The organism is Massilia sp. KIM, assembly GCF_002007115.1.
Taxonomy (GTDB): Bacteria; Pseudomonadota; Gammaproteobacteria; order Burkholderiales; family Burkholderiaceae_D; genus Telluria.
In genome coordinates this window covers 1,615,749-1,632,937 of record NZ_MVAD01000001.1, presented here as the reverse complement: position 1 = coordinate 1,632,937, position 17,189 = coordinate 1,615,749, and the positions used below count along the sequence as shown (strand labels likewise).

15 protein-coding genes are annotated in these 17,189 nt (G+C 67.0%); 10 read left to right on the top strand and 5 right to left on the bottom strand.

What is annotated here, in order from left to right; genetic code table 11:
- Positions 1–54: 54 nt before the first annotated feature.
- Positions 55–507 (top strand): CBS domain-containing protein, encoded by a 453-nt coding sequence (locus B0920_RS07045; RefSeq protein WP_078033323.1) that lies wholly within the window; start codon positions 55–57, stop codon positions 505–507.
- Between the two features lie 88 nt (positions 508–595).
- Here B0920_RS07045 and B0920_RS07040 read toward each other — a convergent pair whose 3' ends face one another.
- Positions 596–2,863, bottom strand: coding sequence for a bifunctional diguanylate cyclase/phosphodiesterase (locus B0920_RS07040; protein WP_078031826.1), 2,268 nt, complete (start codon positions 2,861–2,863; stop codon positions 596–598).
- 202 nt (positions 2,864–3,065) lie between these two features.
- On the opposite strand from B0920_RS07040, the gene aroC reads away from it, so the two are divergent.
- The gene (aroC, locus tag B0920_RS07035; protein WP_078031825.1) at positions 3,066–4,160 is read left to right on the top strand and encodes a chorismate synthase; all 1,095 of its coding nucleotides are present in this window, start codon (positions 3,066–3,068) and stop codon (positions 4,158–4,160) included.
- A gap of 183 nt (positions 4,161–4,343) precedes the next feature.
- Here the strand turns inward: aroC and B0920_RS07030 are convergent, their stop codons facing one another.
- Together B0920_RS07030 and B0920_RS07025 are read right to left on the bottom strand one after the other, a co-directional pair.
- Positions 4,344–5,837, bottom strand: a complete 1,494-nt coding sequence (locus B0920_RS07030) for an HDOD domain-containing protein (protein ID WP_229455243.1) — start codon at positions 5,835–5,837, stop codon at positions 4,344–4,346.
- Complete coding sequence (locus B0920_RS07025; protein WP_078031823.1) at positions 5,834–7,567, bottom strand: bifunctional diguanylate cyclase/phosphodiesterase; 1,734 nt, start codon at positions 7,565–7,567, stop codon at positions 5,834–5,836. The genes B0920_RS07030 and B0920_RS07025 overlap by 4 nt, the downstream gene beginning before the upstream one ends.
- A 342-nt stretch (positions 7,568–7,909) precedes the next feature.
- Between B0920_RS07025 and B0920_RS07020 the strand changes: the two genes are divergently transcribed.
- The 4 genes from B0920_RS07020 to B0920_RS07005 all read left to right on the top strand — a co-directional run bounded on the left by B0920_RS07020 (position 7,910) and on the right by B0920_RS07005 (position 11,310).
- Positions 7,910–9,592 carry an isovaleryl-CoA dehydrogenase gene (locus B0920_RS07020; protein WP_078031822.1) on the top strand — a complete coding sequence of 561 codons (1,683 nt, stop codon included), beginning with the start codon at positions 7,910–7,912 and terminating at the stop codon, positions 9,590–9,592.
- Between the two features lie 172 nt (positions 9,593–9,764).
- Positions 9,765–10,415, top strand: a complete 651-nt coding sequence (gene upp / locus B0920_RS07015; protein WP_078031821.1) for a uracil phosphoribosyltransferase — start codon at positions 9,765–9,767, stop codon at positions 10,413–10,415.
- Between the two features lie 10 nt (positions 10,416–10,425).
- Positions 10,426–10,776 carry an Hpt domain-containing protein gene (locus B0920_RS07010; protein ID WP_078031820.1) on the top strand — a complete coding sequence of 117 codons (351 nt, stop codon included), beginning with the start codon at positions 10,426–10,428 and terminating at the stop codon, positions 10,774–10,776.
- 330 nt (positions 10,777–11,106) lie between these two features.
- Positions 11,107–11,310, top strand: coding sequence for a cold-shock protein (locus B0920_RS07005; protein ID WP_036215636.1), 204 nt, complete (start codon positions 11,107–11,109; stop codon positions 11,308–11,310).
- Between the two features lie 104 nt (positions 11,311–11,414).
- On the opposite strand, the gene B0920_RS07000 is transcribed toward B0920_RS07005, so the two are convergent.
- Entirely contained in the window at positions 11,415–12,311 is an 897-nt protein-coding gene (locus B0920_RS07000; RefSeq protein ID WP_078031819.1) for a LysR family transcriptional regulator, read from the bottom strand.
- 161 nt (positions 12,312–12,472) lie between these two features.
- Between B0920_RS07000 and aceB the strand changes: the two genes are divergently transcribed.
- Positions 12,473–14,062, top strand: a complete 1,590-nt coding sequence (gene aceB / locus B0920_RS06995) for a malate synthase A (RefSeq protein ID WP_078031818.1) — start codon at positions 12,473–12,475, stop codon at positions 14,060–14,062.
- A gap of 287 nt (positions 14,063–14,349) precedes the next feature.
- Here the strand turns inward: aceB and gloB are convergent, their stop codons facing one another.
- A complete protein-coding gene (gloB, locus tag B0920_RS06990; RefSeq protein WP_078031817.1) occupies positions 14,350–15,150 on the bottom strand; it encodes a hydroxyacylglutathione hydrolase in 801 nt (266 codons plus the stop codon).
- Between the two features lie 25 nt (positions 15,151–15,175).
- Between gloB and B0920_RS06985 the strand changes: the two genes are divergently transcribed.
- From B0920_RS06985 to dnaQ, 3 genes are read left to right on the top strand one after another with little or no spacing between them, the layout of a single operon-like run.
- Positions 15,176–15,949 (top strand): class I SAM-dependent methyltransferase, encoded by a 774-nt coding sequence (locus tag B0920_RS06985; protein WP_078031816.1) that lies wholly within the window; start codon positions 15,176–15,178, stop codon positions 15,947–15,949.
- Entirely contained in the window at positions 15,946–16,425 is a 480-nt protein-coding gene (gene rnhA / locus B0920_RS06980; protein ID WP_078031815.1) for a ribonuclease HI, read from the top strand. The genes B0920_RS06985 and rnhA overlap by 4 nt, the downstream gene beginning before the upstream one ends.
- 52 nt (positions 16,426–16,477) lie before the next feature.
- Complete coding sequence (gene dnaQ / locus B0920_RS06975; RefSeq protein WP_078031814.1) at positions 16,478–17,185, top strand: DNA polymerase III subunit epsilon; 708 nt, start codon at positions 16,478–16,480, stop codon at positions 17,183–17,185.
- Positions 17,186–17,189 lie beyond the last annotated feature (4 nt).

Here is a 17,189-nt window from a genome sequence, read left to right as displayed (position 1 = left end):
CATTCTACAAATGACTCATCTAGCGCTCTTCTCAACAACACCGGGGTGGCCAACATGAAAGTCTCCGAGATCCTGCAGGTCAAGGGTGAAGTCCTGTATACCGTAGCGCCCGACACGCCGCTGGTCGATGCGGTGGAAACGATGTCCGAGAAAGACATCGGTTCGCTGGTGGTGATGGAATACGGCGACCTGGTCGGCATGCTGACCTTCCGCGAAGTGATGAAGGCCCTGCACGGCAACCGCGGCGCCCTCGGCGGCGGCACGGTGCGCAAGCACATGGACGACAGCCCGATCACCGTCACCCCCGACACCGAAGTCAACGAGGTGCGCCGCATCATGCTCGAGAAGCACGCGCGCTACCTGCCGGTGATGAACGCCCGCACCCTGCTGGGCGTGATCTCCTTCTACGACGTGGCCAAGGCGGTGCTGGAGGCGCAGAGCTTCGAGAACCGCATGCTCAAGGCCTACATCCGCGACTGGCCGGCCGAGGAAACCGCGACCGACTGAGTCGCGCGGCGGCGCTGCCGCCGTCCTTCCGTCGCTTTGCCCTCGCGCTGCTGAGGCGGGCGCGCCCGCGCGGCCCAGCCGCCGGGCTTCATGCGGCCTGGTGCAGCGCGCGATCGGCCAGCCAGGCCAGCAGGTCTTCGGGCGACAGCGGGCGCGAATACAGGAAGCCCTGGGCCAGCGGACAGCCGAGCTGGCGCAGGATCTGCGCCTGGCGCTCGTCCTCCACGCCCTCGGCGATCACCGACAGTCCCAGGTTGCGACCGAGCTGGATCACCATCTCGGCGATGCTGCTGCCGCGCGCCGAGCCGGTGATCTCGGTGACGAAGGCGCGGTCGATCTTGAGGCGGTCCACCTGCAGGCGCTGCAGGTGCGAGAGCGAGGAAAAACCGGTGCCGAAATCGTCGATCGCGATCGACACGCCAGTGCGCTTGACCTGGGCCAGCTTCTCGACCAGCAGGGCCGGCTCCTCCATCGCCATCGATTCCGTGATTTCCAGTTCGATGAATTCGGGCGGGGCGCCGGTGTCGTCCAGCGCGCGGCGCAGCATGTCGAGGAAGTGCGGATGGCGGAACTGCACCTGGGAGACGTTGACCGACATGGTGAAGGCGGTGTGCCCGGCCGCGCGCAGGCGCATCAGCTCGGCGCAGGCCTGGCGCAGGACCCATTCGCCGATGTCGACGATCAGGCCCGAGTATTCGGCGATCGGGATGAAGCGGTCGGGCGGCACCAGGCGGCCGTCCTCGGTGCGCCAGCGGAGCAGGGCTTCGGCGCCGAAGGGACGGTTGCTCAACAGGTCGACCTGGGGCTGGTAGGCCAGGAACAGCTGGTTGCGCTGGAAGCCGCCGCGCAGCGCGTGCATCATGCGCACCCGCTCGCGGATCTCGACCCCCATGCTGCGCGAGAAGTAGAAATGGCCGGCGCGCTGCTGGGACTTGGCGCGCTTGAGGGCGATGTCGGCGTCCTTGAGCGCGTCCGCGCCGGCGCCGTCGTGCTCGCCCAGGCGCACCAGGCCCAGGGTGGCCGAGACCTGGACGTCCTGGCCGTCGATGTGGAAGGGCTCGCGGAACAGGGCCTGGATCGGCGCCGGCTGCACCGCGCCGGCCTCGCCCAGCACGCAGAAGATGTCGCCGCCGATGCGCGCCACGTGCAGGCCGGGGTCGAGCTTGGACTGCAGGCGCCGGCCCACCGCCACCAGCAGCAGGTCGCCGAAATGGTGGCCGAGGGCGTCGTTGGTCTCGGCGAAGTGGTCGAGGTCGACCAGGGCCAGGATCGCCTGCGCGCGCGTGGGCAGGGCCAGGGTGGCGTCGATCAGTTCGACCAGGCGGGTGCGGTTCGGCAGGCCGGTGAGGGGATCGTGGAAGGCAGCCTGGTTCAGGTGGGTCACCAGCTCCACGTTGTCGAGGCTGATGGTGACCATGCCGGCGAAGACCTGCAGCAGGCGGTTCTCGTGCTCGTCGAGCTCGCGCTCGAGCGGGACGCAGGCCACGAAGTCGCGTCCGGCCTTGCCCGGGAAGTACAGGCTGAGCAGGCCGTCGCCGATGGCGCAGCGGCGGTTCAGCAGGGTGCGCTCGACCGCGGCCGCGAGCGGACCGCCGCGCGCCACGTTCAGCTCGCGGCCGTCGAGGTGGCGGCAGGCGCCGACGGCGGCCACGGTGCGCAGGATGTCGGGGTGGGCGTGACCGGTCTCGCGCACGCACAGCAGGCCCTCGGCCGGCTGGCCGAGCAGCAGGCCGACCTGGTTCAGGATCCCGAGGGCGACGTCGCGCAGGCCGTGCAGCGCCATCAGTTCGGCGCTGGCGGCGACCACGCGCTCCAGGCCGAGGCGGTTGTCGTCCAGGGCGCGGATCTGCTGGTAGGAGCGGATCGCCGCCGCCACCGCGGTGTACAGCTTGGTGCGGGTGAGTTCGGACTTGGTGCGGTAGTCGTTGATGTCGTAGCCGCGGATCGCTTCCATCTCCGGCGCGTAGCCGGGCTGGCCGGTGCGCAGGATGATGCGCAGGTCGCGCAGGCCGAGTTCCTCGCGGATGCGGCGCACCAGGGACAGGCCGGCGTCGGAGCTTTCCATCACCACGTCGAGCAGGAGCACGGCCACGTCCGGCTCGCGGCGCAGCAGTTCGAAGGCTTCGCTGGCGCTGTAGGCGTGCAGGAAGCTCAGCGGGCGGCCCTGCATTTCCACGTTCCCGAGCGCGAAGGTGGTTGTCGAGTGCACGTCGGCGTCGTCATCGACCACCAGGACCCGCCATGCAGCACGGGTAAGGCCTAGTGTGGCGGGTTCGGCTTCGTCCGCGAAGACAAGCTCATCGTGAAACGCGTTCACTTCCTCCAAGGCGCCACGGGGCGTCATCGAAGCGGGCATGGGTACATCTCCAGTTTGCTCGGCACTTGAACGACCCAGTATATATGCAATTACCCGTAAGAAATTCACCAATTCCCCCAAACGCATAAAATATATCCGTGTGGAAACATTTTTGCGACATTCATAACATGGGCGACAATTTTCTACTTGTCAGGGCGGCTGGTAGAATGGTATTTCGACCAATACCTGTGAGCGCGATCCCATGTCCGGCAATACCTTCGGCAAGCTGTTTTCCGTAACCACCTTCGGCGAGTCCCATGGACCGGCGATCGGCTGCGTCATCGACGGCTGCCCGCCGGGGCTGGCCCTGAGCGAAGCCGACATCCAGCCGGAACTGGACCGCAGGAAGCCGGGCACCTCGCGCCACGTGACCCAGCGCCAGGAGGCGGACCGGGTGCAGATCCTGTCCGGCGTCTACGAGGGCGTCACCACCGGCACCCCGATCGCGCTGCTGATCCCGAACGAGGACCAGCGCAGCAAGGACTACGGCAACATCGCCGAGAGCTTCCGGCCGGGCCATGCCGACTACACCTACTGGCACAAGTACGGCGTGCGCGATCCGCGCGGCGGCGGCCGTTCCTCGGCGCGCCTGACCGCGCCGGTGGTGGGGGCGGGGGCGATCGCCAGGAAGTGGCTGCGCGAGCACTTCGGCACCGAATTCTTCGGCTGCATGCGCCAGCTGGGCGACATCGAGGTGCCCTTCGAGTCCTTCGAGCACGTGCACGCCAATCCCTTCTTCGCCGCCACCGCGGACGCGGCCCTGATCGCCCGCATGGAAGCCGCGATGGACGAACTGCGCCGCGCTGGCGACTCGATCGGCGCACGCATCGACGTGGTGGCGCGCAATGTGCCGGTGGGGCTGGGCCAGCCGATCTACGACAAGCTCGATGCCGACATCGCCTACGCCATGATGGGGATTAACGCGGTCAAGGGCGTGGAGATCGGGGCCGGCTTCGGCTCGGTGGCGCAGAAGGGGTCGGAGCACGGTGACGAACTGACGCCGGAAGGCTTCGTGGGCAACAACGCGGGCGGGGTGCTGGGCGGGATTTCGACCGGGCAGGACATCACGGTGTCGATAGCCATCAAGCCCACGTCCTCGATCCGCACGCCGCGCCGCTCGATCGACAAGGCGGGCAATCCGGTGATGGTGGAAACCTTCGGCCGCCACGACCCCTGCGTGGGGATCCGGGCGACGCCGATCGCGGAGGCGATGCTGGCGCTGGTGCTGATGGATCACGCGCTGATGCACAGGGCGCAGTGTGGGGATGTGCGGGTGGGGACGCCGAAGCTGGCGTAAACGGTAGGTTTAGAAACTTGGGTTCCCGCCTTCGCGGGAACGACGGGTTGGTGGAAGCGGAATAGTGTACGTACCATTCCCCGATAACGCGTAAACGTCATCCCCGCGAAGGCGGGGATCCAAGTCCGACGCGCAGCGAGAGCGTCAAACGCGAGCCGATGATGTCGCACTGACGACGCAACATCAAACCCGCGTCGCAATCGCCTCGAGCTGATGCCTTCTCTCCACCGTGCGCACCACCAGCCCGCGCAAGTCGTTGAGCAGGGCGAACTCGGTCTGGCTCAAAATCACCGACGGGAAGCTGTCGTCCCAATCCCCATAGATGAAGCCGGCCGGCTGTCCGTGCGCGCATAGCGGAATCACCACGAAGCAGCGCGACTCCGACAAGGTCCCTTTCCACCAGCCCGGCAGCTTGGCCGCGAACTTGGCGTCGCGCGCGTTCTCGATGAAGATCACGCGGTCGCTGCCCAAGGCGGCATGGAACACGTTGGGCTCGTAGACGTCGTCGAACACCAGGTTCGGCAGCAGCGCCTTGGCGCCCTCGCCGAAGCCGATGCGCGCCGTGTACTTGCCGTCGCGGCGGTTGCGCAGGAAGGCGAAGGAGCGCGAGAACGACAGCCCCTTGTGCATGGTCTCCAGCGCCATCGAGATCATCTGGCCGGCGGTGGCGTTGGGGCCGGCGTCGCGCATGTCGGCCACGCCGCTCATCAGTACCTTGTTGCCGGCCATGCGCTTGCGCGTGGCCGCCGCTTCCTGGGCGCGCTTTTCCAGCGGCTTGGCTAGCGGCGCGATCGACAGGTCGGAGGCCGCTTCGAGCTTGGCCTTGTCGATGGCGCCCAGGATCCCGGTCGGCGCCATGCCCAGCATCGGCGAGAAGCTTTCGGCCAGCGAGGCCACGCGCGCCGCGCCGGCCTCGTCGTCGCTCCACAGGGCGTCGGCGGCCAGGGTCGACATGGTGCCGAGGGCCGCCAGCCAGTCGTCGTGGCCGAAGCCGTCGCCGCGCTCGCTCGGCTCGACCCGGCGCATGCCGGCGATCAGGTTGCGCGGCAGGCCCCAGTGGCTGGCGGTGGCGCGGCCGATCTCTTCCAGGCTCATGCCCAGCACCGCCTCGGCGGCGCTCTCCTCGCGGCCCGCCCCGGCGGTCTCGCCCATCTGGGTCCAGCGCTCCGGCATGTAGAAGGTGATCATCATGCGGCCCAGCGAATGCAGGATCGAGCAAACCACGGCTTCCTCGGGGTCGCGGGTGGCCGCGCTGGCCGCCACCTGCTGGGCCACCATCCCGGCCAGCACCGCCTTTTCCATCTCGATGTGGGCCTGCTCGGTGTCCGGGGTATTGCGGCTCAGTTCCTCGATCAGCTTCAGGCCCAGGGCCAGGTGGCCGATGGCCTCGGTGCCCAGCACCAGCACGGCCTTGGACACGGTGTTGATGCGCTGGCCGAAGGCCGAATACATGCTGCTGTTGGCCAGGCGCAGCACCTTCTGGGTGAGCACGGGATCCGAGAGCACGGTCTGGGTCATGGAGAACTCGCGCTCGTCCTCGCCGCGCATGGAGGCCAGGATGGCGTTGATCGCCTTGGTGAACCCGGGCATGTCGCCCTGCCTGCGGATCCGTTCCCACAGGGTGGCGAGAGTGGCTTCCCCTTTGGGTGAGCGCATGGTGTTGGCTGAATTCGTCATGATGTGCCCGTCCGGTTTTCGTGCGGAAGGAGAGCGGTGTACAGGTTTTCCTTGAGGGCGGCGAGCGCCACGTTGGCCGGCATCGGCTTGCCGGTCAGGTAGCCCTGGACGTAGTGCACGCCCTGGGTGTCGAGCCAGCTGAGCTGCTCTTCGGTCTCGACGCCTTCGGCGACCACCGACAGGTCGAGGTGCTTGGCCAGGTCGAGCACGGCGTTGCAGATCGCCGCGTCCTTCTCGGCGTGCGGCAGGTCCTTGACGAAGGCGCGGTCGACCTTGAGCACCGAGATCGGGAAGCGCTTGAGGTAGGCGAGGGAAGAATAACCGGTGCCGAAGTCGTCGATCGCGATGCGCGCCTCGCGCTCGGCCATCTTGGTCAGGATCGCCTCGGCATGCACCGGGTCGACCATCAGGGTGCCTTCGGTGATCTCGAGCACCACCTGGCGGCCCGGCGTGCCCGACAGGGCCAGGGCGTCGTCCAGCACGTTCAGGAAGCGGTCGTTGCGGAACTGGCGCGGGCTGATGTTGACCGAGATGTAGAGCTCGCGCCCGGCGACTTCCTGGAACTGGCGGATCTGCATGCAGGCCGCCTTCAGGGCCCAGGCCCCCAGCAGGTTGATCAGGCCGTTGGTCTCGGCGATCGGGATGAAGCGGCTCGGGGCGACCATGCCGAGGGTCGGGTGCTTCCAGCGCATCAGGGTCTCGAAGCCCTCGATGGTGCGGGTGCGGGCGTCCACGATGGGCTGGTAGAACAGCAGGAACTCGCCTTCGCGCACCGCGTTGAACATCGCCGCCTCGAGCGAGATGTCGTGCTCGGGCGGGCCCTGGTCGCGCGGGCTGTAGACCACGGTGCGGGCCTTGCCGGTTTCCTTGGCGCGCGACATCGCGGTGTCGGCCAGGGTCACCAGGCGCACTTCGTCCTCGGCGTGGTCGGGGTAGATCGCGACGCCGATCGAGGCGCCCAGGTAGATGGTGTGGCCCTGGATCTCGAAGGGCGACTGCAGGGTCGCCATCAGGCGGCCGGTGACCAGCTTGATCTGGGCGTCGGTGAAGGTGCCCGGCAGGACCGCGACGAATTCGTCGCCGCCGACGCGCGCCAGGGTGTCGCTGTCGCGCAGGGTGCGGCGCAGGCGGCTGGCCGCCATCTGCAGCACGGCGTCGCCGACCGGGTGGCCGAGGCCGTCGTTGACCTTCTTGAAGCCGTCCAGGCCGATGGTCGCGACGGCGAAGCCCTGGCCCGAGCGGCGCGCGTTGGCGATCACCATGCGGATGCGGTCGGACAGCAGGACCCGGTTGGGCAGTTCGGTGAGCGCGTCGTGGGTCGCCATGTGGCGCAGGCGCTCTTCGGTGGCATGCTGGGACGACATGTCGCGGCCGATTACCAGGACCGGGGCGTCGTCGCCGGTCTCGAGCAGGGCCAGGCGCAGCTCGAACCAGATGTCGCGCTCGCCCATCCGGAAGCGCACTTCGAGCACGGCGGCTTCGAGGCTGGAGGCGGCGCTCACCAGGGCGTTGCGCAGCGCCGGCTGGTCGATCTCATGGACCAGGGACACCAGGGCGCGGCCGGCCTCGACTCCGGCCAGGCGCTGGGCGCGGGCGCTGGCCGCGCGGATCAGGCCGCCGGGCGTGACACGGAACACGGCGTCGCCGGCCGTTTCCATCAGACCGTCGAGCAGCGCCGGCGGGAGCGGCTTGCGATCCGGCTGGGGCACGGCGGAGAAACTGGTGTGCATTATTGATGTTTGCCTTCTTATCGCTGGCACGTGCACGACATGCCATCCAAAACCGTGCAAGTTTACCAAACCTGGTGCGACTCTATCACTGAAAGATTCCAAAAGGCATTAGAAAACACAAACCCGGTTTCATTTCATTGCCGTTTGCGCTGGAACAGTCGCGGCGTCGCGTCCTTGTCACGCCGCCGTGTTTTGCGCTAGCCTGCTTGTAATATCGTCAAGCGTACCTACGCTCTCATTGTCGCCGATTCTTGCGCCGCGGCAAATGATTGAGCTACATTTTGATGCTTGCCTGCAACATGACGAGAAAATGCGCGTGATCCGCGCGAGGAGACAAGCCGCATGAACCCCTACGATACCCACGAGGTATTCAACCAGGCTCCACCTTTTGTCGGAGTGAACCTGTACGCCTGCGACCCGGCGCTGCAGGAAGCCTTGCAGCGCGAGGGTGGCGGCTGGGCTGCGCCTGCGCTCGCGGAACTGGGCGCACGCCTGGGCAGCGAGCATGCGCAGGAGCTGGCGCGGCTGGCCAACCAGCACGGCCCGCGCCTGCAGTCCTACGACCGCGCCGGGCGCCGCGTCGACGAGCTCGAGTTCCACCCGGCCTGGCACGAGATCCTGGGCATGATGATCGCGGCCGGCGCCCATGCCGCGCCCTGGTCCGAGCCGCGGCCGGGCGCCCAGGTGGCGCGCGCGGCCCAGTACCTGCTGTTCGGCCAGCTCGAGAACGGCGCCCAGTGCCCGGTGACCATGACCTATGCCTCGGTGCCGGCCCTGCGCCGCCATCCGGTGCTGGCGGCGCACTGGCTGCCCAAGATCCTGTCGCGCGAGTACGACCCGCGCTCGCTGCCTTTGGCGCACAAGCGCGGCGCCCTGATCGGCATGGGCATGACCGAGAAGCAGGGCGGCACCGACGTGCGCGCCAATACCACCCGCGCAGCGCCGCTGCTGCCGGCCGAGGCCAGCGCGCGCTTCGGCGCGGCGGGCGAGGGCGCCCACCGCATCGTCGGCCACAAGTGGTTCTTCTCGGTGCCGCAGTCGGACGCGCACCTGATCCTGGCGCGGCTCGAGGACGGCGAAGGCGGCGCTCCGAGCTGCTTCCTGGTGCCGCGCTTCCTGCCCGACGGCAGCCGCAACGCGATCCGGGTGCAGCGCCTGAAGGACAAGCTGGGCAACCGCTCGAACGCCTCGTCCGAGGTCGAGTTCCAGGACGCCGTGGGCTGGATGATCGGCGAGCCGGGGCGCGGCATCCCGACCATCCTGGAGATGGGCAGCCACACCCGCCTGGACTGCGTGCTGGGCAGCGCCGGCATCATGCGCGCCGCCCTCTGCCACGCCCTGCACCATGCGCGCGGGCGCGCCGCCTTCGGGCGCAAGCTCGCCGAGCAGCCCTTGATGCAGAACGTGCTGGCCGACCTGGCCCTGGAGTCGGAAGCCGCGACCGCCTTTTCCCTGCGCCTGGCGCGCTGTTTCGACCGCCAGGACGATCCGCAGGAAGCCCTGCTGGGACGCATCCTCACCCCGGCCGGCAAGTACTGGATCTGCAAGCGCGGCCCGGCCTTCGGCGCCGAGGCCATGGAAGTCATGGGCGGCAACGGCTATGTCGAGGACGGCCCGCTGGCGCGCCTGTACCGCGAATTCCCGGTCAACTCGATCTGGGAAGGTTCGGGCAACGTGATGTGCCTGGACGTGCTGCGCGCGCTCGGCAAGTCGCCGGCGGCGGCGCGCGAAGCGCTGGCGGCGGAATTGATGCCGGCGGCCGGCCTGGACGCCCGCTACGCCGCCTACGCCGGCCAGCTGCTGGACGACCTGCCGCTGCGCCTCCAGGACGAATTTGGCGCGCGCAGGCTGGCCGAGCGGCTGGTGCTGGCGGTGCAGGGCGCGCTGCTGCTGCGCTACGCGCCGGCCTGCGTGGCGCAGGCCTTCGTCGCCTCGCGCATCGCCCAGGACCCGGGCGGGGCCTTCGGGCGCCTGCCGGCCGGCACGGACTGCGCGGCGATCCTGGCCCGCGCCCTGGCGACCTGAATCGCGTGCGTCATGCCGGCGCGGCCGGGGCGCGCCGGGGTTGGCGCCTGTTTCCCGGCGTGCAGGACAATTATTTCTTCGGCAAAGTAGGGACAAACCGCCGCGTGGCTGGGATAATGCTCGCCTATACAGGCGACACCGCCCAGCGATCCGCATACCCAGAATATCGACCATGAAACAAGACCAGCGTTTTCCCAACCTCTACATCCTGAACCATCCGCTGATCCAGCATAAGCTGTCGCACATGCGCGAGCACGACACCTCGACCCGCACCTTCCGCGAGCTGCTGCGCGAGATCACGCTGCTGATGGGGTATGAGATCACCCGCGACCTGCCGCTCACCACGCGCCAGATCACGACCCCCCTGATGACCATCGACGCCCCCGTCATCGCCGGCAAGAAACTGGCCGTGGTGCCGATCCTGCGCGCCGGCATCGGCATGAGCGACGGCCTGCTGGAACTGGTGCCCTCGGCCCGTGTCGGCCACATCGGCGTGTTCCGCGATCCCGAGACCCACGAGCCGGTCGAATACCTGGTGCGCCTGCCGGACGTCACCGACCGCACCTTCATCCTGTGCGACCCGATGGTCGCGACGGGCAATTCGGCCGTGCATGCGGTGGACGTGCTCAAGAAGCGCGGCGTGCCCGACGAGCAGATCCTGTTCCTGGCCCTGGTGGCGGCGCCGGAAGGCGTGAGCGTGTTCCACAAGGCCCATCCGAACGTCAAGGTCTACGTGGCCTCGCTCGACAGCCACCTGAACGCCGACGCCTACATCGTGCCGGGCCTGGGCGACGCCGGCGACCGCATCTTCGGCACCAAGTAAGGCCGGCGCCATGGCCCACCCGGCTGACCAGCAATTCTTCGCGCGCCTGGCCGCGCTGAACGATAAGTTCGCGCTCGGCCTGCCGGCCACGCTCGACCGCCTGGCCAGCCTGGCCGCGCGCCTCGACCTGGCCGCGCCGGCCCCGGTGGCGGGCGAACTGCAGGCCATGCTGCACACGGTGGCCGGCTCGGCCGCCACCTTCGGCTTTCGCGGCCTGGGCCAGCGCGCCCGCATGCTGGAGCAGCGCCTGCGCGTGCTGCAGACCTTCGAGGCCGCCGCCAGCGCCGACTGGCAGGACTGGCTGGCCGAGCTGGCCCGCTTCATCGCCGAGGCGCGCATTGATCCCAAATCGATTGCCTGAAACGTGAGCCGGCGCAAGCGCGCCGCTCAAGCTTTCTTCATTTGCTTAGCCCTCCCAAATTTGATTCACCGCAAACATTGGCCCCGGCTTTACCCTATATTTTCGATACTGCCGAATACAAAAAAACACGCGCCACGGTAATAGTTGATTGAAAGAATCGTTGCGGTGTCGCGAATTTATTTAACGAATAGGGCATACCCTGTTTTTATTCGGTATAATGTGGGATCGTTGGGTTCGAGCTAGTAGTGCAGTCTGTCTGTCATTCCTTTCTTGCTTCTTCAAACGATCTAAACGGGCGCAAGCCCAACTTAACTGAAATAGGAAATTGTAATGGCAACTGGCATCGTAAAATGGTTCAATGACTCGAAGGGCTTCGGCTTCATCACCCCGGACGAAGGCGGCGAAGATCTGTTTGCACACTTCTCGGCTATCCAGAGCACCGGCTTCAAGTCGCTGCAGGAAAACCAGCGCGTCTCGTTCGACGTGACCACTGGCCCGAAGGGCAAGCAGGCTGCGAACATCCAGCCTCTGTAATACCTGCGCATAGCGCCGCGCGCATAGCGCCATAGAAAATCCCCGGACCAGCCGGGGATTTTTTTTGCCCGCGCGCCGCCGGCGCGGGCCCGCGGCGTGGACGGCTACCAGTAGTCCGGCTGGGCGTAGGTGCGGCGCAGGAAGTCCACGAAGGCGCGGATCCGCAGGGGCAGGTGGCGGCGCTGCGCGAACACCGCGTAGATGTCGTTGCCGGGCGCCGCGTAGTCGTCCAGCACTGTGCACAGCTCGCCGCTGGCGATCTGTCCGCCCACCTCCCACATCGAGCGCCAGGCCAGGCCCTTGCCGGCCAGGGCCCAGGCGTGCAGCACCGCGCCGTCGTTGCACACCATGTTGCCGCCGACCTTGAGGGTTACCGGCTTGCCCTTGTCGAGGAAGGTCCAGCCGCGCTGGCTGCCTTCGCTGCTGATCGCCAGGCAGTTGTGGCGCGCCAGGTCGGCCAGGGTCTGCGGCCGGCCGTGGCGCTTCAGGTAGGCGGGCGTGGCCACCACCACCCGGTGGTTGTCGGCCAGCTTCACCCCCACCAGGTTCGAGTCGTTCAGGCTGGCGATGCGGATCGCCACGTCCACGCCCTCGGCCACCACGTCGACCACGCGGTCGTTCAGGTTCAGGTTGACCGTCAGGTCGCGGTGCTCGGCCAGGAAGGAGGGCAGCAGGGGCGCCACGTGCTGGCGTCCGAAGCCGGCCGGGGCCGAGACCAGCAGGTGGCCGGTGGCGCGCGCGCTGCGTTCCGAGACCGCGCTTTCGGCTTCGTCGAGCTCGCCGAGGATGCGCTGGCAATCCTCGAGGAAGGCGGCGCCCTCGTCGGTCAGGGCCAGGCGGCGCGTGGTGCGCTGCAGGAGCTTGACGCCCAGGCGCGATTCGAGCGCGTCCAGGCGGCGCCCGATCATGGCCGGGGCGATGCCTTCGGCGCGCGCCGCCGCCGACAGGCTGCCGCGCGCGACGACTTCGACGAAAGTCGAGATTTCCTTGAACTTGCCCATCCACTCTCCGATTTCATACAAAAACGCACAGATGTAGTGAGTATTTGTATGGTTTAGCTATCTGCGAGTGAATATACTTGATGGTATGACAAACGCCAAGCCGACCTGTCCGGCTTGCGCGGCAGGCGCACCGCATTCTTTCACACCATCAGGAGCCAACCATGAGCATCGCCACCCCCGCCGGAATGGAGATCCGGGCCGAGATCAAGCCCGGCTACGAACAGATCCTCACCCCGGAAGCCCTCGAGCTGGTCGCCAGGCTGACGCGCGCCTTCGAGCCGCGCCGCCAGGAACTGCTGGCCGCCCGCGCCGAGCGCGCGCGCCGCCTGGACGCCGGCAAGCGCCCCGACTTCCTGCCTCAGACCGCCGCGATCCGCGACGGCGACTGGAAGATCGCCCCGATCCCCAAGGCCCTGGAATGCCGCCGCGTCGAGATCACCGGGCCGGTCGAGCGCAAGATGGTCATCAATGCGCTGAACTCGGGCGCCGACAGCTACATGACCGACTTCGAGGACTCGAACTCGCCCAACTGGGACAACCAGATCACCGGCCAGATCAACATGCGCGACGCCGTGCGCCGCACCATCTCGCTGGAGCAGGGCGGCAAGCGCTACCAACTGGGCGACAAGGTCGCGACCCTGGTGGTGCGTCCGCGCGGCTGGCACCTGGACGAGAAGCACGTGCTGGTCGACGGCAAGCGGGTCTCGGGCGGCATCTTCGATTTCGCGCTGTTCATGTTCCACAACGCCAAGGAACAGCTGGCGCGCGGCGCCGGCCCCTATTTCTACCTGCCGAAGATGGAATCCCACCTCGAGGCGCGCCTGTGGAACGACATCTTCGTCATGACCCAGGATGCGCTCGGCCTGCCGCAGGGCACGATCAAGGCCACGGTCCTGATCGAAACCATCCTGGCCGCCTTCGAGATGGACGAGATCCTCTACGAGCTGCGCGAGCACAGCGCCGGCCTGAACGCGGGCCGCTGGGACTACATCTTCTCGTGCATCAAGAAGTTCAAGCTGGACAAGGACTTCTGCCTGGCCGACCGCGCCAAGGTCACCATGACCGCGCCCTTCATGCGCGCCTACGCGCTGCTGCTGCTCAAGACCTGCCACAAGCGCGGCGCGCCGGCGATCGGTGGCATGTCGGCCCTGATCCCGATCAAGAACGACCCGGCCAAGAACGAGGTCGCCATGGGCGGCGTGCGCACCGACAAGGCGCGCGATGCGAACGACGGCTACGACGGCGGCTGGGTGGCCCACCCGGGCCTGGTCGAGCTGGCGATGACCGAGTTCAAGAAGGTGCTGGGCGATCGCCCGAACCAGATCGACAAGCAGCGTCCTGACGTCGCCGTGACGGCGAAGGAACTGCTCGACTTCAAGCCCGAGACCCCGATCACGGAAGAGGGCCTGCGCTACAACATCAACGTCGGCATCCACTACCTGGGCGCCTGGCTGGCCGGCAATGGCTGCGTGCCCATCCACAACCTGATGGAAGACGCGGCCACGGCCGAGATCAGCCGCTCGCAGGTGTGGCAATGGATCCGCTCGCCCAAGGGCGTGCTCGAGGACGGACGCAAGGTCACGGCCGACATGGTGCGCGCCATGATCCCGGAAGAGCTGGCCAAGGTGAAGGCGGTGGCGCCGAACGGCGACAACCCGAGCTATGTGCGGGCCGCCGAGATCTTCGAGCAGATGTCGACCTCGGAGCAATTCGCCGAGTTCCTGACCCTGCCGCTGTACGAAGAGATCTGACCGGGTGGAGTCCGTTGTCGATGTCCGATTGCTGACGACGAAAGCCAACACGGCCAGCGACAAGTGCGACCCGCACACCGCAAACCGTGATTCGCAAACCGCTAGCCGCTATCCTTGAGACCGTCGTTCCGGCGAAGGCCGGAACCCAAGTTTGCATGCATTACCAATGCGCTGCACGCCTGGGTTCCGCAGTGTCCGACCGACACTTTGCCGGAACGCTGTTAAAGTGCATCGGTACTCATCCGGTAGCGCAATCGCGACGCAGAAAACAACTAATGTAGCGTGCCCTAGAACACGTTCTTCCACTCTCTCAGGGCCGCAAAAGCCTGCACCGGCGCCGCGCCCTCCGGCAGGCGTCCGGCCTCGACCAGGCTGCGCACTACCCCCGGCTCGGTATAGCGCAGGAAAGGGTTCGAGCCTTTCTCCAGCCCGATGGTCGAGGGCACGGTCGGCAGGCGCGTGCCGCGCCTGGCCGTCGCGTCGATCATGCGCAGCCGGATCGCCTGGTTGTCCGGCTCCACCGCCTGCGCGAAACGCAGGTTCGCCACCGTGTACTCGTGCGCGCAATACACCAGGGTGTCGTCCGGCAGCGCCGCGAGCTTGCCGAGCGAGGCCGCCATCTGTTCCGGTGTGCCCTCGAACAGGCGGCCGCAACCGCCCGCGAACAGGGTGTCTCCACAGAACAGCCAGTTGGCCCGCGCCCCCCGCCGCACGTAGGCGATGTGCCCGCGCGTGTGGCCGGGCACGTCCAGCACCTCGAGTTCCAGGTCCAGCCCGGGCACCTGCACCCGGTCGCCTTCGCCCAGCGTCCGGGTGAGATTCGGAATATCATCCTTGCGTGGACCGAAGACCGGGACCGGATACTCGGCCAGCAGGGCCGGCACGCCGCCGATGTGGTCAGCGTGGTGATGGGTGAGTAGAATGGCGGTCAAGGTCAGCTTGTGCGCGGCCAATGCGTCACGGATCGGCTGGGCGTCGCCCGGATCGACCACCGCAGCATGGACGCCGTCGTGGATCAGCCACAGATAGTTGTCGTTGAAGGCGGGTACGGTGAGGACGGACAGCTCCGTTCGCGGCGAATTCGTCATGGTGGAATGTTTCAAAAGGGATGGCATGGACAGCACGGCTTCCGAAAAATCCATTATAGCGCTCGATGTCTGGCTGCAATCGCCGGCCGGCGCATACGTGCGCGCCTTCGAACAGGCTTGCCTGGACGAGCTCACGGCGGATATTTTCGGCTTCAACGCGGTGCAGATCGGCGTGCCCCAGCTCGACGCGCTGGCCGCCAACCGCATGCCCAACAAGTGGCAGGCGGCCACCCGCACCTCCACCGCCGACGAGCTGGCCTTCGCCGCCAGCGGCCGGCAGATCGCGGTCGCGCTCGACTTCGCCGAGCTGCCCTTCGCCTCGCAGAGCATCGACCTGGTGGTCCTGCCCCACGTGCTGGAGTTCGCCGCCGAGCCGCACCAGGTGCTGCGCGAGGTCGAGCGGGTCCTGATTCCGGAAGGGCAGGTGATCATCTGCGGCTTCAATCCGCTCAGCCTGTGGGGTGTGCGCCAGGGCATGGGCCGCTTCACCAGCAACGGCTATTTGCCGGCCTCGGGCGAATTCATTTCTATGCCGCGGCTCAAAGACTGGCTAAAATTGCTGAACCTTGGCGTCAGCCGCAGCCATTATGGCTGTTATGCGCCGCCTTGCCGCACTTCGCAGTGGCTGGAACGCTTCGCGATGATGGAATCGGCCGGCCGGCGCTGGTGGCCCTACCTGGGTGCGGTCTACATCGTGCATGCGATCAAGCGGGTCAAGGGCATGCACATCATCGGTCCCGCGTGGAACAAGAAAACGAGCAAGCGTCCGCAGGCAGTGCCGGCGGCGAACAGAGAATGAACGAAGCAGATAACGCACACAAGGACACGTCCACCAATCTCACCAAGGTCGAGATCTTCACCGACGGCGCCTGCAAGGGCAATCCGGGCACCGGCGGCTGGGGCGCGCTCCTGGTCTCCAACGGCCACGAGAAGGAAATCTTCGGCGGCGCGCCGAACACCACCAACAACCGCATGGAACTCCAGGCAGTGATCGAGGCCCTGACGGTCCTCAACCGTCCCTGCCAGGTGGTGCTGCACACCGACAGCCAGTACGTGCAGAAGGGGATCTCGGAATGGATCCACGGCTGGAAGGCGCGCGGCTGGAAGACCTCGACCAAGGAACCGGTCAAGAACGACGACCTGTGGAAGGCGCTCGACCTGGCCCAGCAGCAGCACGCCGTCGAGTGGCGCTGGGTACGCGGCCACAACGGCCATCCGGGCAACGAGCGCGCCGACGTGCTGGCCAACCGCGGCGCGGCCTCGGTCCGCCGTTGAACCGTCCGGGCTTTGCTATACTGCGCTCCGCTTTCACTCATCCGTCTACTCCATGCGCCAGATCGTCCTCGATACCGAAACCACCGGCCTGAATCCACGCACCGGCGACCGCATCATCGAGGTCGGCTGCGTCGAGATCTTCAACCGCAAGCTGACCGGGAATAACTTCCACCGCTATATCAATCCGGAACGCGATTCCGACGAAGCGGCGCTGGCGGTGCACGGCCTGACCACCGAGTTCCTGAGCGATAAGCCGAAATTCCACGAGATCGCCGAGGAGCTGCGCGCCTACGTGGCCGGCGCCGAGGTCATCATCCACAACGCGCCTTTCGACCTCGGCTTCCTGAACCACGAGTTCACCCGTCTCGGCATGCGGCCTTTCGTGGAGCACTGCGGTCCCATCATCGACACCCTGGTGCAGGCCAAGGAAATCTTCCCCGGCAAGCGCAACTCGCTGGACGCGCTGTGCGACCGCTACGAAATCTCGAATGCCCACCGCAAGCTGCACGGCGCCTTGCTGGACGCGGAGCTGTTGGCCGACGTCTACCTCGCGATGACGCGCGGCCAGAACTCGCTGACCATGGACGTCGAGGTCGAGAGCTCGGCGGGCGGTGAACTGATCGACGTCGGGCCGCTTGGCGAGATCATCGTGGTGGCGGCCGCGGCCGAGGAACTCGCACTGCACGAGGCGGTGCTGGCCGACCTCGACAAGAGCATGAAGGGGAGCTGCGTGTGGAGAAATTATGCTCCGCAGGGGTGACGAG